Raw genomic sequence first — 23,871 nt, forward strand, 5'->3', positions numbered from 1 at the left:
GTTACTTCCCGGAATCGCCTTCAGACGCCTTGTTGAACATGAACTGGCTGATCAGCTTTTCCAGCACCACGGCCGACTGGGTCTTGGCAATGGTGTCACCGGGCTGCAACTTCTTCTCATCCCCACCCGCGTCCAGACCGACGTAGTTTTCGCCGAGCAGGCCGGCGGTGAGGATGGAAGCGAAAGTATCCTTGGGGAAACGGTAGCGCGACTCGACGCTAAGCGAGACCACGGCTTCGTAGGTTTCCGGGTCGAAGCGAATGTCCGTCACCCGGCCCACCACCACCCCAGCGCTTTTCACCGGACCACGCACTTTCAGGCCGCCGATGTTATCAAAGCGGGCTTCGATACGGTACGTCTCGGCGAAGTTGGCGGCGGACAGGTTGCCTACCTTGAGGGCAAGAAACAGGATGGCGGCAATGCCGACGGCGACAAAGGCGCCGACCCACAGGTCGAGCACGGTACGTTTCATCAGAGTCCCCGGAACATGAACGAGGTGAGCACGAAATCCAGCGCCAGAATGGCCAGCGCCGAGGTAACCACGGTACGGGTGATAGCCGCCGACACGCCCTCGGCGGTCGGGGTGGCATCGAACCCTTCGAAGACGGCAATGAACGAGACGGCGATGCCGAACACCACGCTCTTGATCACCCCGTTCAGCACATCGGTACGAAAATCTACGGAAGCCTGCATCTGGGACCAGAACGCGCCATTATCGACACCGATGAATTGCACGCCGATGATCCAGCCGCCGAAGATGCCCATGGCCGAAAACAGGGCCGCCAGCAGGGGCATGGAGATCACCCCCCCCCAAAAGCGCGGTGCCACGACCCGGGCGATGGGATTGACCGCCATCATGTCCATGGCCTTCAACTGTTCCGAGGATTTCATGATGCCGACCTCGGCGGTGATCGACGAGCCCGCCCGGGAGGCGAACAGCAGCGCCGCCACCACCGGTCCCAACTCGCGCACCAGGGACAGGGCAACAAGGATGCCCAGGGCTTCGGATGAGCCGTAGCGTTGCAGCGTTTCGTAGCCTTGCAGCCCCAGCACCAGGCCGACGAACAGGCCGGAGACGAGGATGATGACCAAGGACATCACCCCGGAAAAGAATACTTCCCGGATGGTCAGATTGAAGCGAGTCAGAGCCGTGCCGGAGTGGGTCAGAATGGCCCACAGGAAGCGGGTGGCAAATCCCAACCGCCAGACCGGATTGACCACGGACGCTCCCAGGCGGGAAAGCAGACGCTTAAGCACGACGAGGCTCCAGCAGCGAGGCGATGGGAGGCGCCGGGTAGTGGAACGGCACCGGCCCATCGGCCTGGGCATGGACGAATTGATAGACGAACGGGTCGGTGGAGTTGCGAATCTGCTCCGGCGTCCCCTCGGCCACCACCTTGCCGTTGGACATGAAGTAGATGTAATCCACGATCAGGAGTGACTCCTGAATATCGTGGGTCACCATGATCGAGGTTGCCCCCAGGGCATCGGTGAGTTTGCGGATCAACTGGCCGATGATTCCCAGAGAAATCGGATCGAGGCCGGTAAACGGCTCGTCGTACATCACCAACATCGGATCCAGGGCAACCGCCCGGGCCAAGGCCACACGCCGCGCCATGCCGCCGGACAGCTCACGGGGCATCAGCCGGGCCGCACCGCGCAGACCGACCGCCTGAAGCTTCATATCCACCAGATCGGCAACCAGGGATTCGGGCAGCCCCGCATGCTCCCGGATCGGAAAGGCCACGTTATCGAACACCGACATGTCGGTGAACAGGGCCCCGAACTGGAACAGCATGCCCATGCGCCGGCGCAGGGCATAGAGCTCGGCCTCTTTCATGGCCGCCACTTCGTGGCCAGCCACCCGCACCTCGCCCGACGAAGGGCGCAACTGCCCGCCAATCAGGTTGAGCAGCGTCGTCTTGCCGCAGCCGGAGCCCCCCATGATGGCCACCACCTTGCCCTTGGGAAAACGCATGTTGATTCCCGAGAGGATGGGGCGATCATCGTAGGCAAAGTGCAGATCGCGAATTTCGACGAGACTGTCGGAGGTCACGGCAGAAAGCGTTTCCAGGAGAGAAGAGACGGGAAGGGAAGGCGCCAGCAGAACGCAAGCGCGAACGCGGGGTTCTGGCAAAGCCCGGCATTGTATCAGAACCCCCGTCCGTCTCGCCCTCCCCCGCCTATCCAGACCAGAACAGGGAAAGGCCACCACAAGGCCGCAAAAATCTGCCTACAAGCCCCAAAAGATACCAAAGTCCTAAAACGACGCATTTCTCATACTGAAATCAACCCAGAGTCTGTAGACGCCTTTGAGCCTTACACTTGAGGTCGTAGAGAGGAGACATGAGCAGCAAGCCCTCAGGAATAACGCGCTGACGCCAAGTTCTACTCAGGCTTCTTTATGACCTTCGTCTGATTGATAGTGGGCAAAAACCAGCTCACTCTTTTGAGTTAGAAACATCCCATTACTGATCAAACTTGGAGAGAGACATGAAAGTCCTGCTGGCATTGATTGCTGCCGTCACATTTGCGCTACCGCCATCAACTGTTTGGGCTAAGGGCGGCAGCGGGGGGCGGCCACATTACGGTGGTGGATCGCACACGACTAGCCATGGTGGACACTATGCAGGCGGGAAAGGCTCATCTCACAAGGGTGGCGCCTACAAAAACACTTCATCACGCAACCAATACGGCAAACACAAATAGCTCTAGCAGGTCGATGACAGATGTTTACTATTCGACTCCGAGTCCCAGCCTTGTTGGCAATTTTCTGCATCGCCTCACCTGCATTCGGGCATGGGGGTGGATTAGATTCCAACGGTTGCCATTTCGAGCGCTCTACTGGTGAATACCATTGCCATCGAAGCAGAGGTAAGCCAGCACCGGACAGGGCACTCTCAAACATGCAGGAGGCCAGATCACCCAACAATCTGGTGCCCCGCGTAGATAACACGTGCTACACCGGCCCCCGCGGCGGCAGGTATCGAATCGTAAATGGCCGCAAGCGTTATGGATGCTAAACAACGGCGATCCCAGACCTGATTTTCCAGACAAAGCAGTATGCGAATCCAGGCACAAGGGCATCAATAGGTAGTTTCGGGGAGATTGAGGTCGCCGCCGGGCGTCTGCCGTAAGGCGCGTAGGACACGACAAAGTGCATAGGTTCACCGCCGGTCTCGACATAAAATGCTCAGATCGTCGGCCAACGCTTCACCTCGAAGCGGGATCACGACCCAACGCACCTTTCACGCCGCCAACGCCCCCTCGCGCCCCACCCGCTCCGCCATGCCCGCTACCGCGACCTTTGCCCTCGACCTGCGCACCTTGCATTTGGTCATCCTGATCGTCGCGATGGTCTCGGCGGGGGCGCTGTCGCTCACCTGGCGCCGCCATCCGGCCATTCCCGGGGTGCCGGACTGGACCTACGGCATGGCCTTGATGGCCCTGGGCGGCCTGGGCCTCTCTCTGCGCGACCTGATCTGGGACCCCCTCTCGGTGGTTGGCGCCAACGTGGTTCTGGTGGCCGGTCACGCCTACCTGTGGCAGGGCATCAGCCGCTTTCGCGGCGTACCGGTCCTGCCCGGGCAGGTGCTCGTTCCGACCCTGATCACGTTCGTATTCCAGCTCACGGCCCTGATCCTGGCGCCGAACTGGGTGCTCGGCCGGATTGTGTTCATCTCTGCCATGATCGGCAGTCTGGAAGCCCTGGGCGCATACGCCCTGCTGTGCCAGGCGTCCCAGACCGCCACCATCATCAACCGCACCCTGGCGGCCCTGCTCCTCGCCGATGCCCTCAACAACCTGACCCGCATCGCCATCACCCTGCTCACCCCGGCACCGAACCACTATCTGGGGCCCAGCATCTTCCAGGGCGCCTTCATCCTGATCGCCCTGATCCTCGGCATTGCCAAGGTGCTCGGCATCCTGACCCTGATCAGCGACCGCCTGCAGGAAGAGCTCAACCGGGCCGCCACCCACGATTTTCTCACCCAGCTTCCCAACCGCCGCGCCTTCAGCCATCAGGCCCAGCAGGAGGTCTCGCGCATTGCCCGCGGTGGCGCGCCAGCCACCGTGCTGCTGCTCGACCTGGATCATTTCAAGGACCTCAACGATGCTTACGGCCATAATGCCGGCGACGCGGCATTGCAGGCTTTCGGCCAGTTGTTGAGTACCTGCCTGCGCCAGCACGACCAGGGCTGCCGCTACGGCGGCGAGGAATTCTGCGTCCTTCTGCCCGAGACTCCCCTGGCCGAAGGCCTGGCCGTGGCCGAACGAATCCGCGCGGCCGCCGCGGCCGCCGCCCGACCGGGCTGCGGCACCACCGTCAGCATCGGCGTCGCCCTGCTGGGGGCCGGCCAGCGCCTCGAAGAGGTCATCAACCAGGCCGACCAGGCCCTCTATGTCGCCAAGCGCAGCGGCCGCAACTGTATCGAGGTGGCCCCCTGCGCCGCCCCGCCTACTCTCACTCGTACCCAGCATTCCCTGTCATGACCACCTACCCCGCCCCCGCCTTCGAAGCCAAGATCTGCCCGCCGGACCAACTGGCCGCTCGGGCCGCCGCCCTGCCCCGTCCCCTGGTGTTTACCAACGGTTGTTTCGACATCCTGCACCGGGGTCACGTCACCTACCTGGCTCAAGCCCGGGCCTTGGGCGCGGCCATGATCGTGGCCCTCAACTCCGACGCCTCGGTGAAACGCCAGGGCAAGGGCGACGACCGGCCGATCAACACCCTGGAAGACCGTCTGGCGGTAATGGCGGCCCTGGGTTGCGTGGATCTGGTGACCTGGTTTGACGAGGACACGCCCATTGCCCGCATTCTGGACGCCCGGCCGACGGTGCTGGTGAAGGGGGGCGATTGGCCGGTGGAGCGCATCGTCGGCGCCCCGGAAGTGCTCGGCTGGGGAGGCACCGTCCATTCGGTACCGTTCCGCCACGAGCGCTCGACCACTGCCCTGGTGAACAAGATCCGCTCGCTCTGAGCCGCTGACGGGCACGCCGCGCCAACGCTTGTGTTTCGGCATGTGGCCGTGCTCGCCGGGGGCAGTTCTCCAGAGTTTCCCTTTTAGGGCACGGTATTGCCCTGGCGGCATTGCATCCGGATCGCCCCGGTTTTGCCTGGCGCCGAGCCATGTTCTGTCCGGCGGCAGAACGTGGCCAAAGAACACCCGAAACGTACAGCGCGCTCCCCCGCCCCCCGCAAAACCCGCTGAGAGTGACCTGCGCGACCCGCCCGGGGCGGGGGCTGCGGAAGTCGGCCTACTGCCTCAAACCGTCCGCGCCCTTATCCGTCCCGGCCTGCGTTGCTCGGCAGGGGAGAAGGGCACAAGGGGACGCTCGATTTTAGGGTTGCCCGGAAAGCCAATGCTGGCGGGGTGTTTGAAGGCATACCTTTCGAGAGCCGCGCCAGTGCTTGATTTCCGAGCATATGCTCTGGAGAGCAAGTATTGGCGCGCCTTTCCAGGCCATGCACAAAGGAACATGGGAAGGAAAGCGCCAAGACGCGAGTGCCGTGCACGCCTTCAACCGCCACTCAACCACCGCCCCAATCACCGGCACGGCCCATGCCCCTTCGCCCCCGCCGAGCAGCGCAGCCGGCCCAGGGAGCAGTCGACGAGGGCGGTTTGAGGCCGCAAGCCGAGTTCCGCAGCCGCCCCGGTACGGAGAGGAGCACAGAGCACCACCGGACCAGCTTCATCGGCCCGGCAGCGGGGGCGCTGGGGTCGCCCTTGCTTTGGTGACGTTCTTTTGGCGACGCAAAACGTACCCGCCGTCAGGGCGAAATACAGCGCCTAACGAGGCGCTCACCTCCGGGGAGGCCGCTGCCCCCCCCAGGGCCACCTCCCCACCCCGCAGAAATTCGACCTACCCCGCCAAGACCCGGGCCACATCTACCGCATCGATCTGGTTGGGCTTGAGGAAACGCTCGGCATAGCGGCGATACACGCCGGAGGTGAGGAACAGGGCGAACAGGTCCGGATCGACGTGGTGGTCGCGGGCCATGCGCGCCATGATCGCCACCGATTCGGACAGGGTCTTGCCCTTCTTGTAGGGACGATCCACCGCGGTGAGGGCCTCGAAGATGTCGGCAATCGCCATCACCCGCGCCTCGATGCTCATCTCGTCCCGGGTCAGGCGCTTGGGATAGCCCCGGCCGTCCATGGTCTCGTGGTGCCCGCCGGCAATCTCCGGCACCCGTTTCAGGTGGTTGGGGAAAGGCAGCCGGGACAGCATGACGATGGTCTGGACGATGTGATCGTTGATCTTGTAGCGCTCTTCCTCGGTGAGGGTGCCGCGCCCCACCGCCAGGTTGGTCAGTTCTCCCCGGTTGTACTTGTAGGCGGGCACCTGCAGTTTGAAGCCCCAGGGGTTGCTGTCGGACATGCGGTCGGCCGGTTCGCGCTCGATCAGGTGCTCGGGCTTATCCGCCAGCAACGGTTCGAGCACCGGCAGCAGCGGCTCCGGGGTCCGCGCCTTGCGCTGCTTTTCTTCCCAGGAAATGCCGATCCGGTCGGACAGGGTGCGCCTCCAGGTGCGGGCGGCAATGCCTTGCAGACGCTCGATCCGCTCCGGGGCCATGAATTCGCCGCCCTCGTTGCATTCAGCGACAAAGGCGAAATCGGCATCGAGCTGGGCCAGCTCGGCATCGCGCTGCTTGCGGGCAAAGGCTTCGTCGTCGCCACGCTGCAGCGCCTGCCAGTAGCCGATCTCGACGTCGCGCTTCAAGACCTCGAAGCGCATGCGCACCTCGTGGATGCGGTCGTAGAGGGTTTCCAGCTTGGTGGCCTTGTCCACCACGTACTCCGGCGTGGTGACCTTGCCGCAATCGTGCAGCCAGGCGGCGATGTGCAGGGCCTCCCAGCCTTCCTCGTCAAGATCGAAGTCGGCAAAGGGGCCGCTGCGGGCCTCGCAGGCGGCCCGGGCGAGCATCTTGGTCAGTTCCGGCACCCGCTGGCAGTGGCCACCGGTATAGGGGCTCTTGGCGTCGATGGCGCCGGCCACCAGCTTGATGAAGGATTCGAGCAGGGCCTTCTGGGCGAGCAGCAGGCGCTGGTTCTCGATGGCCACTGCCGCCGCGCCGGAGAGCTGCTCGATGAACGACACCAGCTCCTGGGCCGGTGCATCCTGCTCCTGTTCCCGATACAGGCAGAGCACGCCGATCACCTCGCCGCTGCGGTTCTTGAGCGGCACCGCCACCAACTGCAGCGGCCCCGCCCCCAGAATGCCGCGCAGGGGCCCGGGAGAAATGCCGGCGGGCAGCAGGTTCGACACTGCCGTCACGCCGGACAGGACAACCCCGGCTACCGGATCGAGGGCCGACGCCGCACCATTGAGGGAGAGGGAGTCCAGGCTGGCGAGCAGGGCTTCCTGGCCCTGGTCTCCCCGGTCGGCGTCGCCTTCGGCGCCGTCCTCGCCATCCACCGCCGCGCCGCGCCGCACCGCCTCCGGCACCAGGCTGTGCTCGTCGTCACCCAGCAGGTAGAGCACACCGGCCCGGGCATCCACCGCATCCACCGTTTCCTTGAGCACCCGCTGTACCAATCGGCCAAAGTTGCGTTCGGCAGCCAGGGCCGCGCTGATGTCGAGGAAGCGGCGGATGGTGCGCCGGGTACGTCCCAGGGTATCCGACAGTTCCTGCACCTCGCGCACCACCGAATTGATGCGGGCGCCCTCGGCAAAGCTGAAGCGCCGGATCGCCCGGGTTTCGGCGGTGAGGGTGCGCAGATCCCTGGAAACACGCCGCGACAGGTACAGGGTCAGGGGCACGGTCAGGATCAGGATCAGCAAGGTGACCAGGCCCTGGCGGCCCAGATGGCGCCAGGCATCCACCAGCAACTCGTCCTCCGGGGCGGCCACCGCCAGGTAGGTCGCCTTGTCGCCGGCGCCCTCGACCCGGTGGATCAGCACATTCCAGTCCTGTTGCCCGGCCGTCAGGGTAAGGGCCTCGTCGACGTGGCCGGCCTGGAAGGCGGTTTCCACCTCGGCCATGATCGGGCTGCCGATTTCTGCCAGGGACTTGCGCAACAACTGCCCGCCCAGATCGCCGCGGACAATACGGGCGGGCTGGGAATAGGCCACCATGTTGCCCTGGGCATCGAACAACGCCAGTTCGGACGATGGGGTGGTGCGCGACGCGGTGAGCAGCAGGGACAGATCGGCCAGGGTCAGGTCGGCGCCGATCACCAGGCCGGCGCGATGGCCGCGCCGGGCAATGGTCTGGCCTACCTCCTGGGTGGTGAAGAAGACGTAGGGGGCGGTCTCGATGTTCTCGTCGACTTGCAGGGCCTCCCGGTACCAGGGGCGGTCGCGGGGGTCGTAGAGATAGTCGCGCCGCTCCCGGTTTTCCAGCACCGCCAGCTTGTCGTCGAGAAAGATGAAGCGGCCCTGCACCTGACCGGCCTGGCGTTCGACACTCTGCACGACGTAGCGCGTCGCCCGGGGGGCGCTGAACGACTGGCGCTGCTCGGCATTGGCCAGGGGGCGCACCAGGATGAAATCGCCATCGCCGTAACCGGCATAGACGGCCGACACCGCCGGATTGAGGCGCAGGGTTTCGACCAGCAGGGGCACGGCCTGGAGGCGTTCGGCCAGGGTCGTGGCATCGGCCAGGCGGGAGCGGGAAAGCAGGGAAACGGCGCCGACGATGGGCCCGCGCAGACGCTCCAGACGCTCCCCGGCCTCGTTGCCAATGCGCCCGAACACGTCCTGGGCAGCGGTCAGCAGGGTTTCCCGGGACTGCATGTAGTTGAGCACCCCGATCACCGTGCCGGACAAGAAGATCAGCAGGGTGAACAGCAGGGTGAGGTGAACGTGCAGTGGAAAACGACGTCCTTGCCGGGGAGATCCGGACAGGATGGACGTGGTGGCCGACGACAGGGACTCGCCCATGGCAGCTCCGCAAGCGCGGGCTCCGGGCCGATCCCGGAACTCCGGCCCTCATTGTAGGGGCTTAATGACGACCGGTTAATCCCGGTCGTCATTATTGTCAGAGCACGACCTGGGTACCGAGTTCCACCACCCGGTTGGAGGGAATCTTGAAGAACGAGGTGGCGCTGCCGGCGTTGCGGAACATGGCGATGAACAACTTTTCGCGCCAGAAGGCCATTTCCGAGCCAAGCCGCGGGATCAGGGTTTCGCGGCCGAGGAAGAACGAGGTTTCCAGCATCTCGAATCCCAGGCCGGCATCGGCGCACATGGCCAGGGCGGCGGGGATGTCCGGCTCGTCCTTGAAGCCGTACTGGACCACCACCCGCCAGAAGTTTTCCTTGAGGGTATGGACCTCGACCCGGTCGATCTCGGGCACGAAGGGCACATCGAAGATCTGCACGGTAACGATGACGATGCGCTCATGCAGCACCTTGTTGTGCATCAGGTTGTGCAGCAGGGCGTGGGGCACGGCGTGGGGATCGGCGTTCATGAACACCGCGGTGCCCGGTACCCGGGTCGGGGCACCGGCGGAAATGCTGTCGATGAACATCTCCAGGTTCAGGTTCTCGCCCTTGAGGCGGTCGGAAAGCAACTGCCGGCCACGCTTCCAGGTCGTCATCAGGAAGAACACCCCGGCGCCGGCCACCAGCGGAAACCAGCCGCCGTCGGGGATCTTCAGAATGTTGGCCGCCAGGAAGATCAGTTCCACGGCGAGGAAACAGGCGAACAGGGCAATGGCCCGGGTCCAGCCCCAACCCCACACCTGGGCCGCGACGATGGTGGCCAGGATCGAGGTGGTGACCATGTTCCCGGTAACGGCAATGCCGTAGGCCGCCGCCAGATTGTTGGACGACTTGAAGCCGAGCACCAGGACGACCACCGCCAGAAAGATGCCCCAGTTGATCCCGGGCAGATAGATCTGGCCTTGCTCCTTCTCAGACGTGTGCTGCACCTCCATGCGCGGCACGAAGCCCAACTGCATCGCCTGCCGGGTGATCGAGAAGGCCCCGGAGATCACCGCCTGGGAAGCGATCACCGTTGCCACGGTGGACAGCCCCACTAGCGGGTAGAGGGCCCAGCTCGGCGCGGCCTTGAAGAAAGGATTGGAGACGGTGGACGGGTCCACCAGCAGCAGAGCACCCTGACCGGCATAGTTGAGCGCCAGCGACGGCAGCACTAACCCGTACCACGCCAACCGAATGGGGCGACGGCCGAAGTGCCCCATGTCGGCGTACAACGCCTCGGCGCCCGTCACTGCGAGCACGATATTGCCCATGGCTACCAGGGCCATGGCCTTGTTAACCCAGAGGAACTCCAGGCCGTACCAAGGGTTGATGGCCAGCAGAATGCTGGGATTACGCTCAATGTTGTAGAGGCCGATGGCCGCCAGGGCAACGAACCAGGCCACCATCACCGGGCCGAAAGCGATGCCTACGGTAGCGGTACCACGCCGTTGCACAAAGAACAGCAAGGTCAGCACCACCAAGGTAATGGGCAGGATATAGGGCGTGAAGGCCGGCGTCGCCACCTCCAGCCCTTCAACGGCGGAGAGTACCGAAATGGCAGGAGTGATCACACCGTCGCCGTAAAACATGGCAGCGCCGAAGATGCCGATGATCAAAATGCTCTTGCGCCGCATCGGGTGCTCGGTGCCATCACGGCGGGAGGCCAGGGCGATCAGGGCCATGATGCCGCCCTCACCCCGGTTGTCGGCACGCATGATGAACGCCACGTACTTGAACGAGACAATGATGATCAGCGCCCACAGGAACAAGGACAGGCTGCCCAGCACGTTGGCTTCGGTGAGGGGAATCGCGTGGTTGCCGGCGAAGACCTCCTTCACCGAATAAAGCGGGCTGGTGCCGATATCGCCATAGACCACCCCGAGGGCGGCCAGTGAGAGGGCCGCCAGGGGCGATGACGCCCCGTGGGAAGCGGGCGAAGGATTGGGTGAAGCTTTAGCGGACGGCGACCCGGCGGCGGACATAACGGCTCCCTGAGATTCCATGCGGCGGCGCAACAAAGTCCGCGGATTCTATTACTTTTTTCTGACGCTCCATGACCATTTGTAACGCTGGCTGTGTGAAAAAAGTCACACCTCTGAGCGCTTGTGGTGCAAATCCAACAAAAGGTTCCGGATGTATTTCAGCAGCCCACGCCAGAGGGCGCGTTCGCGGTTCAGGAAAGCAGCGTTACCGCCCGGACCAGCCGTTCGAGTGCCTGTTCGAGGCGCGCCGGCGGGCAGCCGAAATTGAGGCGGACGAAACCGGGCAGGCCAAAGTCCGCGCCATTGCTCAATCCCAGGCCATGGGCCTCGAAGAAGCCCGCCGAATCTAGGCCTTGGGGCAGGCGGGCCTGGAGGCCGCGACAGTCGAGCCATCCCAGGTAGGTGGCCTCGGGCCGGGCCATGGCGACGCCGGGCAGGCCGGCCACCGCCGCCACCAGCTGGTCGGCGTTACCACGCAAGGTGGCGAGCAAGGCGGCCAGCCAGTCGTCGCAATCCCGGTAGGCAGCCTCGGCAGCCGCCAGGCCGAGCAGGTTGGGTTCGGGCACGAAGCCCCGGGCGGCGGCGCGAAAGCGCTGGCGCAGGCCGGCGTCGGGGATCACGGCGAAGGCGCAGTAGAGGCCGGGGATGTTGAAGGTTTTCGACGGGGCGAACAGGGTGACGGTGCGGCTCGCCAGTTCCGGCACGGCCCGCGCCAGGGGCAGGTGGCGGGCGCCGGGCGCCAGCTGCAGGTCGGCGTGGATGTCGTCGGACACCACTACCAGGTCGTGGCGCAGCACCCGCTCGGCCAGGGCTTCCAGTTCGTCACGGCGCCAAGCCCGGCCTACCGGGTTGTGAGGGTGGCAGAGCAGCAGGCCAGCGGCGCGCTGCTCGGGGTCGGCGAGCAGGGTGTCCAGGGCCGGCCAGTCCCAGCCCCACTCCGGCCCGACGGGCGTGGCCCCCTCGATCAGGTCGGTGCGCAGCAGGCGCCGCCCGGCGTGGCCGGGGGCGGCGAAAAAGGGCGGATAGACCGGGGCAGCCACCACCACCCCGTCGCCCTCCTCCCCCATCAGGCGGCAGCCGACGTTGAAGCCGGACACCACCCCGGGCAGCCACACCAGCCAGTCCGGGGCCACCTCCCAGCCGTAGTGGCGGGCGAGAAAGCCGGTGACCGCGGCGGTAAGGCCGTGCCCCGGGTGGCCGTAGCCGAACACCGGGTGTGCCAGGCGGTGGCGGATGGCCTCGACCACCGGTTCCGGGGCCGCGAAGTCCATGTCCGCCACCCACAGGGGCAGCACGTCGCCCTCGAATTCGCTGCCCTTGGCCCGGGGCCAAGGACGGTTCCACTTGACCGAATCGCTGCCGCGCCGGTCGGGAGCGGTGGAGAAATCGAAGGCGGTGCTCACGGCCGCGCCCCTCAGACTTCCAGGTCGGCGAACAGGGCGGTGGACAGGTAGCGCTCGCCGAAGGACGGCACCACGGCGACGATCAGCTTGCCGGCGTTCTCCGGCTTCTTCGCCTCTTCCAGGGCGGCCCACACGGCTGCACCGGAGGAGATGCCCACCAGCAGGCCCTCTTCCTTGGCCAGACGGCGGGCGGTGACGAAGGCATCTTCGTTCTTGACCCGGGCCACGGCGTCGTAAACATGGGTATTGAGCACCGCCGGGACGAAGCCAGCACCGATGCCCTGGATCGGGTGGGGGCCCTTCTGGCCGCCGGACAGCACCGGGGATGCGTCCGGTTCCACCGCCACCACCCGCACCGAAGGCTTACGCGCCTTGAGCACTTCGCCCACGCCAGTGATGGTGCCGCCGGTGCCTACCCCGGCGACGAAGATGTCCACGGCGCCATCGGTGTCGCGCCACACTTCCTCAGCGGTGGTGTTGCGATGCACTTCCGGGTTGGCCGGGTTCTCGAACTGCTGGGGGATGAAGTAGCGGGAATCGGCGGCGGCCAGTTCCTGGGCCTTCTTGATTGCCCCGCCCATGCCTTCCGGCCCCGGGGTGAGGATCAGCTCGGCGCCATAGGCCTTGAGCAGCAGCTTGCGCTCGCGGCTCATGGTTTCGGGCATGACGAAGGCACACTTGATGCCCCGAGCGGCGCAGACCATGGCCAGGCCGATGCCGGTGTTGCCCGAGGTGGGCTCGATGACGATGGTGTCGGGGCCGATTTTGCCGGCCTTCTGGGCGGCGTCGAGCATGGACACGGCGATGCGGTCCTTGACGCTGTGGCCAGGGTTCATGAATTCCAGCTTGACCACCACGGTGGCCGCCAGGCCGGCGGTGAGGCGGTTGAGCTTGACCAGGGGGGTGTTGCCGACCAGTTCGGCGACATTGTTGGCGATGCGGGCCATGACGGACTCCTGAAAATGAACGGCGCTACCTTAGCGCAAAGTCGTTCAACACCTGAGAATTAGGGGTTTTCTCGTTATTCCCGGGCGTAATAAGGAAACTATTGACGCACTTCCCCCCGGTTGTCCGGCATCGGACCGGGAGCACTGCTGCGCCAGGGGTTGATGTCCAGGCCGCCGCGCCGGGTGTAGCGGGCGTGCACCGACAGAAACGCCGGGCGGCAGCGAGCCAGAATATCCACGTAGATGCGTTCGACACACTGTTCGTGGAATTCGTTGTGGTTGCGGAACGAAACGATGTAACGGAGCAGCCCGGCCCGGTCGATCGGCGCCCCCCGGTAGCGCACCACCACGCAGCCCCAGTCGGGCTGGCCCGTGACCAGGCAGTTGGACTTGAGCAGGTGGGAGACCAGGATTTCCTCCACCGGCGCGGCATGGGGGTCGGCGGACAGCAACTCCGGGGCCGGCAGGTAGACATCGCAAGCCACGTCCAGGTCGTCGAGCAGGATGCCTTGGGGGTAGCCCACCTCCCGCGCCGGGTGCGTGGTGAGGGGCTCCACGGTCACCGCCACCGGCGCGCCGGCGGCGGCGGAAAGGTCCCGTTCGAGCACGGCGCGCACGGCGGCGGCGTCGGCAAACGACGTCTGGTTGAAGGAATTGAGGTAGAGCTTGAACGACTTCGATTCGATCAGTCGGGGTGATTCGGCCGGCACCACGAAGGTGGCCAGGGCCGCCACCGGCTTACCCTTGGGATTGAGCCAGGAGAGTTCATAGCCGTTCCACAAGTCGGCGCCGTGGAACGGCAGCCGGGCCGGATCGACGCCGATCTCGCGGCGCTTGTCGTCCCGGGAGATGGGGAAGAGCAGCTCGGGGGCGTAGGTAGCGCAGTAGGTCACCGCCTTGCCCAAAGGGGAGTGTTCCGGGCGGGAGGAAGAAACGTCGGTCATGGGGAAACAGGTGAAAAGCCTGAAGGCCATTGTACCCGCCCGCCCCGCCCCAGGGCCGCCGCCCCGCCTGGCCGCCATCCCCGCGCGGGTAGCGCGGTCCAGAGATCGGCGGGCCCCATGCCCTAGAAAAAGAGCGTGCGGATCAGAGGGGCGGCGAGTACGTTGGCGGCCCCGGCGAGCATCATCACCAAGGCGGCCACCACGCCCTGTACCTGGCCCAACTGTTGCGCCTTGGCGGTACCGCCACCGTGGGCCGCCCCGCCAAAGATCGCCCCCTGGGCCAGACGGCTGCGCACCATGGGCAGCAGGGCCAGCACCGTTTCGCCGACGAGCATGCCGGTCAGACCGGTCATCAACACGAACAGGGCGGCCAGGTCCGGCGGACCGCCCAGGCTGCGGGCCGCCTCGATGGCGAAGGGGGTGGTCACCGAGCGCACCGCCAGCCCCTTTTGCAGCAAGGGCGACAGCCCCAGCCAGCGGGCCAGCCACACCGAGGTGACGATGGAAGTGGCGCTGGCCACCAGCACGCCCACCGCAATCGACAGGCCATGGCGGCGCAGCATGGCCCGGTGATCGTGCATGGGCAGGGCGAAGGCGATGGTGGCCGGGCCCAGCAGCCAGATCAGCCAGCGGGTGTCGGCAATGTAGTCCCGGTAGGGGATGCCCGCTCCCAGCACCAGCAGCAGCAACAGCACCGGGGTGGCCAGCAGCGGCATCAGCAGGGGGTGGCGGCGACACGCGTAAAGGTGTTTGTTGGCGTAATACAGCCCCACCGTGGCGGCGAACGACAGGGTGGCCAGCAGGGCGTCACTCATGCCCGGCTCCCGCGAGGACCGCGGCGACGCGCCAGCCACACCTCCAGCCGGTGCACCCGGTCCACCGCCAGGGCGGTGGCGGCCATCACCAGCACCGTGCTCAGGCCAATCACCAGAGCAATGCGCCAGCCATCGTGGCGCACCAGGTCCGGGTACTGGGTCACCACCAGCATGGCCGGGATGAAGAACAGCACCATTTCGCCGAGCAGCCAGTTGGCGCCGTGGCGCAGCCAACGCCCCCGCACCAGGCCGGAGAAGAGCCCGGCGGCCAGAGCCAGAAAGCCGATCAGTCCCGCCGGCACGGGCAGGGCGAACTGGCGACGCAGGGACTCCGCGACCAACCATAGTCCGCACAGCAGGCCCACCTGGGCGAGCACTGCGCCCGCCCGGCGCAGGGGCGGCAGGCTGGGCGCAGACGACGGGGTATCGGGCGCATTGGGCGCCTTGGCGGCGGAGGGACGGGGCATTGCGGGAACGTGCCGGACACGCTGGATCAAGATGGCGCCAGTGTAGGCAGGGGTAGTTGATGCGTAAAATGAATAATAAGAATTAAGTCAATTCAAAAAAGGAATGAAAATATGGACGTGCGCGCCCTGCGCTATTTCGTCGAAGTGGTCGAGCGGCAGAGCTTCACCCGGGCGGCGGAAGCCCTGCACGTTACCCAGCCCACCATCAGCAAGATGGTGCGCGCCCTGGAGGACGAACTGGGCGGCCCCCTGCTGATCCGCGACGGGCGCCGCCTGCAACTCACCGACGCCGGCCGGGTGGTGCTGGAGCGCGGCCGCGCGGTGCTCGCCGAGGTGGGCCGGCTGCGCTGCGACGTGGCCGAGGTGGAGGGCCTGGCCCGGGGCGAGCTGACCGTGGGCATCCCCCCCACCGCCGGCCCCTACTTCGCCCCGGTGATCGGCGTCTACCGGCGCCGCCACCCCGGCGTTACCCTGCGCCTGCGCGAACAGGGTGCCCGGGCCCTGGAGGCCGGGGTGGCCGCAGGCGAGCTGGACATTGGCGTGACCTTGCTGCCCCTGGCCCGGCCGGAGCTGACCGCCCACCTAGCCCAGCTCTCGGTGGCCCGGCAGAGCGTGGTGGCACTCTTTCCCCGCGCCCGGGCGCCGGCGCACCCCGGGCCGGTGGCCCTGGCCGAACTGGCCGGCCTGCCCTTCGTCATGTACGAGGACGACTTCGCCCTGCCCCGGCTCATCGCCGACGGCTGCCGAGCCGCCGGCTTCGAACCGGAAATCGCCGCCCAGAGCCGCTACTGGGACTTCATCGGCGACCTGGTGGGGGCCGACGTGGGGGTGGCGATTCTGCCTGCCCACGTGGCCGGCCGCGTCGACCCGGCCCGGGTGGACTGCCGCCCCCTGGCCTCCCCCACCCTAGTATGGGAACTGGGCCTGGTCTGGCGCCAGGGCTATCTTTCCCGGGCAGCCCGGGCCTGGCTCGACTGCTGCCGGGACGCCGCTCCCCTCAGCCCGGGCAATCCGCTGCCGTGAATCTTCCCCCCAGCGCAGGCATGTGGAGGCCGAACCGGGGCGCAAAAACTAGGCGTGGTGGCCGCTGCGCCAGCGGTCCGCGCCTCATCCCTGGGACGGGCGTGCCCGGTGCCATGCCAGCGCCTCGCGCAGGCGCGCTTCGAGGCGGGGCCCGAAACCGGGCAGGGCACCCACGACGCCGTCGTCCAGGGCCCGCTCCAGATCGGCCGGCGAGGTGATCGCCAGCTCGTGGTAGAGGGTATGGACCCGCTTCGGGCCCAGCCCGGGAATCTCCTGCAGGGAGGCCACCGCCGGGGGTACCTCGCCCCGCAGCCGCTCTAGCAGGCGGCAATGGCCGGTACTGGCGATTTCCACGATCTTCGCCCCCAGGTCCTCGCCGATCCCGGGCAGCTTGGGCAGCGGCGCGCCCTGCCGCACAAGGTCGGCCAGTTCCCGCCCGTATTCACCGAGCACACGGGCCGCTACGCGATAGGCGCGGATGCGGAAGGGATTGGCCTCCTCGACTTCCAGCAGGTCGGCGATGTCCTGGAAGATGCGGCAGATGGCCACGTTATGCAGGGGCATGATGCGCCTCGGCTCCGCCCGGGTCAGGGCAGGCGGTAATCCAGCGGCCAGTACTCCTGAACATAATCGAGGATGTTCATGTCCGCATTGGGCGAGATGTATTCCCGGGGATGGCCGCCCCGGTCGAGCTTGTGCAGGCGCCGGTATTTGATGTTGACCGGCAGCAGCGGCAGGCCCTCGGCCCGGTAACTGTCGATCTCCGCGGCACTGCCCGGCGCATCCGGGTAGAACAGCCACTCGCCGGCAAAATTCGACTGCATTTCCTCCAGCCGCTGGCGTTCCTCGTCCTCGATGGGGACGGCCTCGCCAAGGCGCGGGTGGGATTGGGCGTAATCGAACACCCAGCCCCCCGCCATGTCCCCTCCCCGGGTGGCGAGGAAGCGCTGGGGCGCGCTGGAAAAGAAGTCCTCCAACTTGAAGAAGGCCGCGGCGAAATCCCCCGCCTGGGCGCCGGTCCACCAGCCATGGACATGGGGCCCCGCCGTCTCGTAGGTAAGGGCGCACAAGAGCCCCCGCCCGCTGGAGGAATAGGCCAGATAAACCTGAGGGGTGCTGTGCTTCATCGGTGCCTCCCGTATCCATTCCCTCGCCCCATGGCCCCCCGCGGACATGGGTGGCACATCGGGCGGGCTACCCGGCGCAACCGCTCGCCCCCTGCGCCGGGCTTGATGTCCAACATAGCACCCCGTCCCGGACCAGCAAGGTCGTTCCCAACTCGGCGGAAAGGCGCATCTGGCGCCGGCAGATCGCCTCGGCCTCGGCGCCCGTCGCCCGGCGGACCCGGGCCAGTGCCAGACAAACCGGGATCAACGCCAACCGGGTGCATTGGCCGGAATCGTCGAGATCGACTAGAAAGAGGCAGGACCAGTCGTTGCGCAGCACCGGATCGACCGCATAGTCGTCGATGAAATCGCCACAGTCGTAAAGAATGGGCTTGCCCCGGTAGAGCTCGACCCCCTGGGTCAGGTGGGCGCTGTGGCCGACGTAAAGGTCGGCGCCCAGGTCGATGACCCGGCGGGCGAACTGGCGGAACGCGGGAGGGGGTCGCTCCACGAAATTGGGTCCCCAGTGGTTGGAAAAAATCACCAGGTCCGCCCCCGCGCGGCGGGGGCTGGCCAGCAAGGCCGCCAGAGCGGCGTCCGCGGCCGGCGACAGATCCACCGGCAGGTAATGGGTGCCCGCGGCCGTGGCGGTAGCGGCAAACCCGGGCTCGTTGTCGGTGACGGCGATCACGGCCACCCGTTTGCCGCCCGCATCCAGCCAGGCCGGCGCGGCCGCCTCGCCCAGGTTGCGCCCGGCACCGGCATGGGCAATGCCTGCCCAGTCGAGATGGGCCAGGGTGTCGCGCAATCCCCGCGCCTCGAAATCGAGGGTGTGGTTGTTGGCCAGGGAGACGACATCGACCCCGCCGGCCCGCAGCACGTCCAGAACATCGGGGGCTGCGCGGAAATGGAAGCGCTTGCCGTAGCGCGACCAGGGGCGGCGGTGACGGGTGATGGCGCATTCCAGGTTGGCAAAACGCAAATCCGCCGTCGCCAGCCAGGGCAGTAAATCGCCCCAGAGCGCGGCCCCGTCCTGGCCCTTGAGCGCCCGCGCCACTCCCCGCCCGAGCATGATGTCGCCCATCAGCGCAATTCTCACCGCCGCCTCCTTGCTTCATCCATCCTAGACGAGCAGGCGCCGTCTACGACGATGGCGCAGGCAACGGGGCTCTTCTACCCTGAAAGTAAGCACGGCGGTCCGCGGAACGGTTCCCGAACCGGCCTGCGGTCGTGAAACGGGGAAGGACGCCATGGCACGAACGGAATCCGCCGTCACCATCGAACTCGACCCCATCCGGCTGGACGGGGTGTTGAGCAGGCCCGGGCATGTCGTGGGCACAGTGCTGTTCGCCCACGGCAGCGGCAGCAGCCGCATGAGCCCACGCAACCGTTACGTGGCCGGCGTGCTGCAGGAAGGGGGAATCGCTACCCTGCTGTTCGACCTGCTGACCCGGGAGGAGGACACCGACTACGCCACCCGCTTCGACATCGACCTACTCAGCCAACGTCTGGTGGCGGCGACGCGCTGGCTGCAACGCCAGCAGGGCCGGGCCCCTCCGCCAATCGGCTATTTCGGTGCCAGCACCGGTGCGGCAGCCGCGCTGCGCGCCGCCGCCAGCCTGGACGGAGACATTGCCGCGGTAGTGTCCCGGGGCGGCCGGCCGGATCTGGCCGGCGCCGCGGCGCTCGCCCGGGTCCGCAGCCCCACTTTGTTGCTGGTCGGCGGCTTCGACCCCGACGTGCTCGCCCTGAACGAGGAAGCTCTGGCCTGTCTGCACTGCACCAAAGGGCTCACGGTCATCCCTGGCGCCACCCATCTCTTCGAGGAGCCGGGCACCCTGGAGCAGGTGGCCGACGCCGCCCGGCAGTGGTTCCTGCGCTACCTGCCCCAGGAGCGCTGAACCGTCTCAGATCCCGGGCAGCAGGTTGGCCTTGAGCACCTGGCCGGCCCGCGCGAAGTTGCCGGCCCCCAGGTGGTGCAGGGTATGCAGGTCGGCGTTGCCGTCGTTGAAGTTCCAGCGGCCGTCGGCAAAGATGCGGCTGTCCGCGGCGGCGGCAACGACCTCGCCGAAGCAGGTGTCGTAGGCCTCTTCGGCATGGGGTTCGGGGATCAGGCGGCATTCGAGCCAGGCGGCGCAGCCGGCCTCGATCAGGGGCACGCCCGTCGCCGCGCCGTCCTGGGCGGAGATGGCGAAACGGGCGAACTTGTCCCCGTCCCGGCCGCTCACGCTGCCCACCGCGTAGGTCAGATCCGCCAGAAGCGCACCGGGAATGCAGATGCCAAAGACGCCGCTTTCCTGCATCAGGGTCCGGGTATGGGTGTGCTTGTCCACCACCACGGCGATGCGCGGCGGGCTGAACTCTACCGGCATCGACCAGGCCGCGGCCATGACATTGCGCCGTGCGCCGTGGCGGCTGGTGACGAGGACGGTGGGACCGTGGTTGATGAGTCGGCTCGCATGGGCGAGGTCCACCGGTTGGAAGTGGCTCATTGCTGCTCCGTGAGAAAACGCCTGCCCACCACCCCGGATGTGCGGACGAGGGACGCGGCCATGGGCAAGAGGTGCGAAGCTAAAAAAACAAGACCCCGGTTACGTCGGTAACCGGGGTCCGGATGGGGCAAACGGGCGATCCGCCTCAGAACGGGATGTCGTCGTCCATGGTGAACGGGTCGGCCTTGGCCGGGGCGCGGGCAGCGCCACCGCCGGACGCCCGGGGTGCAGGGGCCGGGGCCTGGGCGTAGTCGTCGCCGCCGTAGCTGTCGCTGCCATAGTCGCCGCCACCCGCGCTGTCGCGGCGGCTGCCGAGCATCTTCATCTCGGTGGCTTCGATTTCGGTGGTGTAGCGCTCCTGACCGCTCTGATCCTGCCACTTGCGGGTCTTGATGCGGCCTTCGATATAAATCTGGCTGCCCTTCTTCAGGTACTGGGTGGCAATCTCGGCGAGGCGGCGGAACATCACCACCCGGTGCCATTCGGTCACGTCCTTGCGCTCGCCGGAAGCCTTGTCCTTGTAGGAATCGGTCGTCGCCAGGCGCAGGTTGGCCACCGCATCGCCGTTGGGCAGGTAGCGGGATTCGGGGTCGGCACCCAGGTTGCCGATGAGGATGACTTTGTTGAGGGACGCCATGGCGGTCTCCGTATTTTGAATCTGATGAAATTATCGCACCCCGGGCCGAATGCCAACGCCTGATTGCAGCGTCAGGCTTTGGGCCGGGGAGCAGGAAACTGGAACGTGGCGGCCACCGCCAGCCACAGCAAGGCGATGCCGGCGCAGGCCCAATAGACGGTGTGGGGGCCGGCGCGCTGAACGATGGCGCCGCCCACGGCGCCGCCAAGGAACAGCCCGAGGGACTGGGTCGTATTATAAACGCCCAGGGCCGCTCCCTTGGCCTGAGGCGGGGCGATGCGCGAGATGAGCGACGGCTGGGTGGCCTCGAGCACGTTGAACGAGACGAAGAACAGGGTCAGGCACAGGGCCAGCCCGGTCAGGGAGTCGCCGAAAGCCTCGAAGCCGAACTGCACTAGCACCAGCAACGCCACGGCACCGTTGAACACCAGCTTCATGCGGCCGTATTTCTCGGCAGCGATCACCGCCGGCACCATCACGGCGAAAGACACCAGCACCGCCGGCAGGTACACCTTCCAGTGTTCCCCCAGGGGCAGGTCGCCCACCCGTACCAGGGCGGCGGGCACCACCACCCACATGGCGGTCTGCATTAGGTGCAGTGCGAACACGCCGAAGTTGAGGCGTAGCAGGCGACCGTCGCGCAGCACATCGGCAAAGCGCGCCCGGACGATACCACGCTCGGCGGTCGACGCTTCGCGCTCCGGGTCGGGAACCACCACCAGCACGGCGACAATGGCGCCGGCGGCGAGCAGTGCGGTGAGCCAGAAGATGCCGCCCATGCCCACGGTGCGGAACAGCAGCGGCGCCAGCACCAGGGAACCGGCGAAGGTCAGGCCGATGCTCGACCCGATCATGGCCATCACCTTGGTGCGCTGGGATTCCCGGGTCAGGTCGGCAGCCAGGGCGGTGACGGCGGCGGAAATCGCCCCGGCCCCCTGGAGAACCCGACCGACGATGATCTGGGGCAGGTCGCTGGCCAGGGCGGCGACGATGCTGCCGATGATGAAGAGGAGCAGGCCGACCACGATCACCGGCTTGCGCCCGTAACGGTCCGAGGCCATGCCGAAGGGGATTTGCAGGAAGGCCTGGGTGATGCCATAGGCGCCGATGGCCAGCCCGATCAGGGCGGTATCGTGGCCGGAAGGCAGATCTTTCGCGTACACCGCGAAGACCGGCAGGATGAGGAACAGCCCCAGCATGCGCAGGGCGAAGATGGCGGCGAGACTGACGCCGGCGCGGCGCTCTTCAGCGTTCATGGCATTCCCGGAGGAAGCGGGGTCGACAGCGGCCATGGCGGGTTCAGAAAGGGGGAGTCGAAAAAGGCGGCTATCGTATCAGGTTCGCCTGACGGACGCGGTACCCACCGCAGCGCCGAGGCCCATCCTCACCCCTGCCCGCGCCCACCCCACGCACCCCGGCGGCGGCGGTGCCGGACCCGATTGCGGCCGCACCCTGTTCGGATTTCCGAACGACACAACGCCACTCCATCCGGAAATCCGGCCGCCACCCAGACGTTGCGCAGGAAAAACGGTTTCCAATCAACCGCTTGAAAAAATCGATCAGTTGGCACGCTCCGTGCAAAAACCTGGAGGCCCCCTTGCGAGGGCCCACGACACACCACCAGGAGACCGGAGACACCATGAGCGGCACCCCCTACCGTTCCGAGCACGACCTGCTCGGCGACAAGAACGTCCCTGCCGACGTCTATTACGGCGTGCATACCCTGCGCGCCCTGGAAAACTTTCCCATCACCGGCATTTCCATCGCCGTCTACCCGGACCTGATCAGGGCCCTGGCCCAGATCAAGCTGGCCGCCGCCCGCGCCAACCAGCAGCTCGGCCTGCTCGACGCCACCCGGGCCGACGCCATCGTCGCCGCCTGCCGCGAGCTGATCGCCGGCAAGCTGCACGACCAGTTCGTGGTGGACGTGATCCAGGGCGGCGCCGGCACCTCGACCAACATGAACGCCAACGAGGTGATCGCCAACCGGGCCCTGGAAATCCTCGGCCACGGCAAGGGCGAATACGCCCACCTGCACCCCAACGAGCACGTCAATATGGGGCAGTCCACCAACGACGTGTATCCCTCGGCCCTCAAGCTGGCCACCTACGTAGGCATCTTCCGCCTGGTGGAGGCCATGGCCCACCTGCGCCGCAGCTTCGAGCGCAAGGCCGACGAATTCGCCGACGTGCTCAAGATGGGCCGCACCCAGTTGCAGGACGCGGTGCCCATGACCCTGGGCCAGGAGTTCTCCACCTACGCCGTGATGCTCGGCGAGGACGAGGAGCGCCTCAAGGAAGCGGCCCTCTTGATCCGCGAGATCAACCTGGGCGCCACCGCCATCGGCACCGGCATCAACGCCCACCCGGACTACGCCCCTCTGGTCTGCCGCCTGCTCGCCGAGGTGAGCGGCGTGCCGGTGGTGACCGCCCCCAACCTGGTGGAAGCCACCCAGGACTGCGGCGCCTTCGTACAGCTGTCCGGCGTGCTGAAGCGCGTCGCCGTGAAGCTGTCCAAGACCTGCAACGACCTGCGCCTGCTCTCTTCCGGCCCCCGGGCCGGCCTGGGCGAGATCAACCTGCCGGCGCGCCAGGCCGGCTCGTCGATCATGCCGGGCAAGGTGAACCCGGTGATCCCGGAAGTGGTGAACCAGATCGCCTATGAAGTGATCGGCAACGACCAGACCGTCACCTTCGCCGCCGAGGCCGGCCAGCTCCAGCTCAACGCCTTCGAGCCGATCATCGCCCACAGTCTGTTCAAGAGCGTGCACCACCTGCGCGCCGGCTGCCTGACCCTGGCCGACCGCTGCGTGGACGGCATCACCGCCAATCGGGACACCCTGCGCGCCAGCGTCGAGAACTCCATCGGCATCGTCACCGCGCTGAACCCCTACATCGGCTACGCCAACGCCACCGAAGTGGCGGCGGAGGCCTTCCGCAGCGGCAAGAGCGTCACCGAGGTGGTGCTGGGCCAGGGCCTGATGACCCCGGAAGCCCTGGCCGAAGTGCTGCGCCCCGAGGTGCTGACCCGGCCGCGGGCCATTCCTGCCGCCCCTGCCGCCAAGCCCTGATCCCCCACCGAAGAGACGATCAACGTCATTCCCATTTCATCCCGGCCTGACC

At 66.5% G+C, this 23,871-nt stretch carries 23 protein-coding genes; 7 read left to right on the forward strand and 16 right to left on the reverse strand.

Features of this window, described 5'->3' with window-relative positions; genetic code table 11:
• Position 1: 1 nt before the first annotated feature.
• The 3 genes from mlaD to OTERR_RS12500 are packed head-to-tail and all read right to left on the reverse strand — an operon-like array spanning position 2 to position 2,056.
• On the reverse strand, positions 2-472 hold the full coding sequence (mlaD, locus tag OTERR_RS12490) for an outer membrane lipid asymmetry maintenance protein MlaD (protein WP_054621323.1): 471 nt from the start codon (positions 470-472) through the stop codon (positions 2-4).
• Positions 472-1,257: a lipid asymmetry maintenance ABC transporter permease subunit MlaE gene (gene mlaE / locus OTERR_RS12495; protein WP_054621324.1), complete on the reverse strand. Its 786-nt coding sequence runs from the start codon at positions 1,255-1,257 to the stop codon at positions 472-474. Before mlaE ends, mlaD begins: the two co-directional genes overlap by 1 nt.
• Positions 1,250-2,056, reverse strand: a complete 807-nt coding sequence (locus OTERR_RS12500; RefSeq protein WP_082396967.1) for an ABC transporter ATP-binding protein — start codon at positions 2,054-2,056, stop codon at positions 1,250-1,252. Before OTERR_RS12500 ends, mlaE begins: the two co-directional genes overlap by 8 nt.
• 437 nt (positions 2,057-2,493) lie before the next feature.
• Between OTERR_RS12500 and OTERR_RS12505 the strand changes: the two genes are divergently transcribed.
• The 4 genes from OTERR_RS12505 to rfaE2 all read left to right on the forward strand — a co-directional run bounded on the left by OTERR_RS12505 (position 2,494) and on the right by rfaE2 (position 4,982).
• Complete coding sequence (locus OTERR_RS12505) at positions 2,494-2,709, forward strand: hypothetical protein (protein ID WP_149425960.1); 216 nt, start codon at positions 2,494-2,496, stop codon at positions 2,707-2,709.
• A gap of 20 nt (positions 2,710-2,729) precedes the next feature.
• Positions 2,730-3,023, forward strand: a complete 294-nt coding sequence (locus tag OTERR_RS16655) for a YHYH domain-containing protein (protein ID WP_149425961.1) — start codon at positions 2,730-2,732, stop codon at positions 3,021-3,023.
• 265 nt (positions 3,024-3,288) lie between these two features.
• On the forward strand, positions 3,289-4,494 hold the full coding sequence (locus OTERR_RS12515; protein ID WP_187775236.1) for a GGDEF domain-containing protein: 1,206 nt from the start codon (positions 3,289-3,291) through the stop codon (positions 4,492-4,494).
• Positions 4,491-4,982, forward strand: coding sequence for a D-glycero-beta-D-manno-heptose 1-phosphate adenylyltransferase (gene rfaE2, locus OTERR_RS12520; RefSeq protein ID WP_054622254.1), 492 nt, complete (start codon positions 4,491-4,493; stop codon positions 4,980-4,982). Before OTERR_RS12515 ends, rfaE2 begins: the two co-directional genes overlap by 4 nt.
• An 883-nt stretch (positions 4,983-5,865) precedes the next feature.
• On the opposite strand, the gene OTERR_RS12525 is transcribed toward rfaE2, so the two are convergent.
• From OTERR_RS12525 to OTERR_RS12555, 7 genes are all read right to left on the reverse strand, one after another.
• Positions 5,866-8,889 (reverse strand): HD domain-containing phosphohydrolase, encoded by a 3,024-nt coding sequence (locus tag OTERR_RS12525; RefSeq protein ID WP_149425963.1) that lies wholly within the window; start codon positions 8,887-8,889, stop codon positions 5,866-5,868.
• A 97-nt stretch (positions 8,890-8,986) separates the two neighbouring features.
• A complete protein-coding gene (locus tag OTERR_RS12530; protein ID WP_149425964.1) occupies positions 8,987-10,915 on the reverse strand; it encodes a potassium transporter Kup in 1,929 nt (642 codons plus the stop codon).
• A 191-nt stretch (positions 10,916-11,106) separates the two neighbouring features.
• Positions 11,107-12,318, reverse strand: coding sequence for a MalY/PatB family protein (locus OTERR_RS12535; RefSeq protein WP_149425965.1), 1,212 nt, complete (start codon positions 12,316-12,318; stop codon positions 11,107-11,109).
• Positions 12,319-12,329: 11 nt separating this feature from the next.
• Positions 12,330-13,265, reverse strand: a complete 936-nt coding sequence (gene cysK, locus OTERR_RS12540; RefSeq protein WP_149425966.1) for a cysteine synthase A — start codon at positions 13,263-13,265, stop codon at positions 12,330-12,332.
• 98 nt (positions 13,266-13,363) lie between these two features.
• A complete protein-coding gene (gene queF, locus OTERR_RS12545) occupies positions 13,364-14,209 on the reverse strand; it encodes an NADPH-dependent 7-cyano-7-deazaguanine reductase QueF (protein ID WP_149425967.1) in 846 nt (281 codons plus the stop codon).
• Positions 14,210-14,331: 122 nt separating this feature from the next.
• Complete coding sequence (locus tag OTERR_RS12550; RefSeq protein ID WP_149425968.1) at positions 14,332-15,024, reverse strand: LrgB family protein; 693 nt, start codon at positions 15,022-15,024, stop codon at positions 14,332-14,334.
• The gene (locus tag OTERR_RS12555) at positions 15,021-15,491 is read right to left on the reverse strand and encodes a CidA/LrgA family protein (protein ID WP_054622248.1); all 471 of its coding nucleotides are present in this window, start codon (positions 15,489-15,491) and stop codon (positions 15,021-15,023) included. The genes OTERR_RS12550 and OTERR_RS12555 overlap by 4 nt, the downstream gene beginning before the upstream one ends.
• 111 nt (positions 15,492-15,602) lie before the next feature.
• On the opposite strand from OTERR_RS12555, the gene OTERR_RS12560 reads away from it, so the two are divergent.
• Positions 15,603-16,514 (forward strand): LysR substrate-binding domain-containing protein, encoded by a 912-nt coding sequence (locus OTERR_RS12560; RefSeq protein ID WP_149425969.1) that lies wholly within the window; start codon positions 15,603-15,605, stop codon positions 16,512-16,514.
• Between the two features lie 84 nt (positions 16,515-16,598).
• Here the strand turns inward: OTERR_RS12560 and OTERR_RS12565 are convergent, their stop codons facing one another.
• From OTERR_RS12565 to OTERR_RS12575, 3 genes are all read right to left on the reverse strand, one after another.
• Positions 16,599-17,078, reverse strand: a complete 480-nt coding sequence (locus tag OTERR_RS12565) for a helix-hairpin-helix domain-containing protein (RefSeq protein ID WP_149425970.1) — start codon at positions 17,076-17,078, stop codon at positions 16,599-16,601.
• A gap of 23 nt (positions 17,079-17,101) precedes the next feature.
• On the reverse strand, positions 17,102-17,641 hold the full coding sequence (locus tag OTERR_RS12570; RefSeq protein ID WP_054622245.1) for a hypothetical protein: 540 nt from the start codon (positions 17,639-17,641) through the stop codon (positions 17,102-17,104).
• A gap of 67 nt (positions 17,642-17,708) precedes the next feature.
• The gene (locus tag OTERR_RS12575) at positions 17,709-18,719 is read right to left on the reverse strand and encodes a CapA family protein (RefSeq protein ID WP_223115949.1); all 1,011 of its coding nucleotides are present in this window, start codon (positions 18,717-18,719) and stop codon (positions 17,709-17,711) included.
• A gap of 151 nt (positions 18,720-18,870) precedes the next feature.
• On the opposite strand from OTERR_RS12575, the gene OTERR_RS12580 reads away from it, so the two are divergent.
• Positions 18,871-19,521: a dienelactone hydrolase family protein gene (locus tag OTERR_RS12580; RefSeq protein WP_149425971.1), complete on the forward strand. Its 651-nt coding sequence runs from the start codon at positions 18,871-18,873 to the stop codon at positions 19,519-19,521.
• 6 nt (positions 19,522-19,527) lie between these two features.
• Here the strand turns inward: OTERR_RS12580 and OTERR_RS12585 are convergent, their stop codons facing one another.
• The 3 genes from OTERR_RS12585 to OTERR_RS12595 form a co-directional block, all read right to left on the reverse strand.
• Positions 19,528-20,112, reverse strand: coding sequence for a flavin reductase family protein (locus OTERR_RS12585; protein ID WP_149425972.1), 585 nt, complete (start codon positions 20,110-20,112; stop codon positions 19,528-19,530).
• 145 nt (positions 20,113-20,257) lie between these two features.
• Positions 20,258-20,749 (reverse strand): single-stranded DNA-binding protein, encoded by a 492-nt coding sequence (gene ssb, locus OTERR_RS12590; RefSeq protein WP_149425973.1) that lies wholly within the window; start codon positions 20,747-20,749, stop codon positions 20,258-20,260.
• A 71-nt stretch (positions 20,750-20,820) separates the two neighbouring features.
• Positions 20,821-22,005 (reverse strand): MFS transporter, encoded by a 1,185-nt coding sequence (locus tag OTERR_RS12595; RefSeq protein ID WP_149426544.1) that lies wholly within the window; start codon positions 22,003-22,005, stop codon positions 20,821-20,823.
• Positions 22,006-22,388: 383 nt separating this feature from the next.
• Here OTERR_RS12595 and aspA point away from each other — a divergent pair, with 383 nt between their 5' ends.
• Positions 22,389-23,819 (forward strand): aspartate ammonia-lyase, encoded by a 1,431-nt coding sequence (aspA, locus tag OTERR_RS12600; protein WP_149425974.1) that lies wholly within the window; start codon positions 22,389-22,391, stop codon positions 23,817-23,819.
• Positions 23,820-23,871: the final 52 nt, after the last annotated feature.

The organism is Oryzomicrobium terrae (genome assembly GCF_008274805.1).
Lineage (GTDB): Bacteria > Pseudomonadota > Gammaproteobacteria > Burkholderiales > Rhodocyclaceae > Oryzomicrobium > Oryzomicrobium terrae.

Excerpts from the sequence above, each read along its gene's own strand:
- mlaD (WP_054621323.1), bottom strand. The coding sequence starts at position 472 with ATGAAACGTACCGTGCTCGACCTGTGGGTCGGCGCCTTTGTCGCCGTC.
- OTERR_RS12505 (WP_149425960.1), top strand. The coding sequence starts at position 2,494 with ATGAAAGTCCTGCTGGCATTGATTGCTGCCGTCACATTTGCGCTACCG.
- OTERR_RS16655 (WP_149425961.1), top strand. The coding sequence starts at position 2,730 with ATGTTTACTATTCGACTCCGAGTCCCAGCCTTGTTGGCAATTTTCTGC.
- OTERR_RS12515 (WP_187775236.1), top strand. The coding sequence starts at position 3,289 with ATGCCCGCTACCGCGACCTTTGCCCTCGACCTGCGCACCTTGCATTTG.
- rfaE2 (WP_054622254.1), top strand. The coding sequence starts at position 4,491 with ATGACCACCTACCCCGCCCCCGCCTTCGAAGCCAAGATCTGCCCGCCG.
- OTERR_RS12525 (WP_149425963.1), bottom strand. The coding sequence starts at position 8,889 with ATGGGCGAGTCCCTGTCGTCGGCCACCACGTCCATCCTGTCCGGATCT.
- OTERR_RS12530 (WP_149425964.1), bottom strand. The coding sequence starts at position 10,915 with ATGTCCGCCGCCGGGTCGCCGTCCGCTAAAGCTTCACCCAATCCTTCG.
- cysK (WP_149425966.1), bottom strand. The coding sequence starts at position 13,265 with ATGGCCCGCATCGCCAACAATGTCGCCGAACTGGTCGGCAACACCCCC.
- queF (WP_149425967.1), bottom strand. The coding sequence starts at position 14,209 with ATGACCGACGTTTCTTCCTCCCGCCCGGAACACTCCCCTTTGGGCAAG.
- OTERR_RS12550 (WP_149425968.1), bottom strand. The coding sequence starts at position 15,024 with ATGAGTGACGCCCTGCTGGCCACCCTGTCGTTCGCCGCCACGGTGGGG.
- OTERR_RS12555 (WP_054622248.1), bottom strand. The coding sequence starts at position 15,491 with ATGCCCCGTCCCTCCGCCGCCAAGGCGCCCAATGCGCCCGATACCCCG.
- OTERR_RS12560 (WP_149425969.1), top strand. The coding sequence starts at position 15,603 with ATGGACGTGCGCGCCCTGCGCTATTTCGTCGAAGTGGTCGAGCGGCAG.
- OTERR_RS12565 (WP_149425970.1), bottom strand. The coding sequence starts at position 17,078 with ATGCCCCTGCATAACGTGGCCATCTGCCGCATCTTCCAGGACATCGCC.
- OTERR_RS12570 (WP_054622245.1), bottom strand. The coding sequence starts at position 17,641 with ATGAAGCACAGCACCCCTCAGGTTTATCTGGCCTATTCCTCCAGCGGG.
- OTERR_RS12580 (WP_149425971.1), top strand. The coding sequence starts at position 18,871 with ATGGCACGAACGGAATCCGCCGTCACCATCGAACTCGACCCCATCCGG.
- OTERR_RS12585 (WP_149425972.1), bottom strand. The coding sequence starts at position 20,112 with ATGAGCCACTTCCAACCGGTGGACCTCGCCCATGCGAGCCGACTCATC.
- ssb (WP_149425973.1), bottom strand. The coding sequence starts at position 20,749 with ATGGCGTCCCTCAACAAAGTCATCCTCATCGGCAACCTGGGTGCCGAC.
- OTERR_RS12595 (WP_149426544.1), bottom strand. The coding sequence starts at position 22,005 with ATGAACGCTGAAGAGCGCCGCGCCGGCGTCAGTCTCGCCGCCATCTTC.
- aspA (WP_149425974.1), top strand. The coding sequence starts at position 22,389 with ATGAGCGGCACCCCCTACCGTTCCGAGCACGACCTGCTCGGCGACAAG.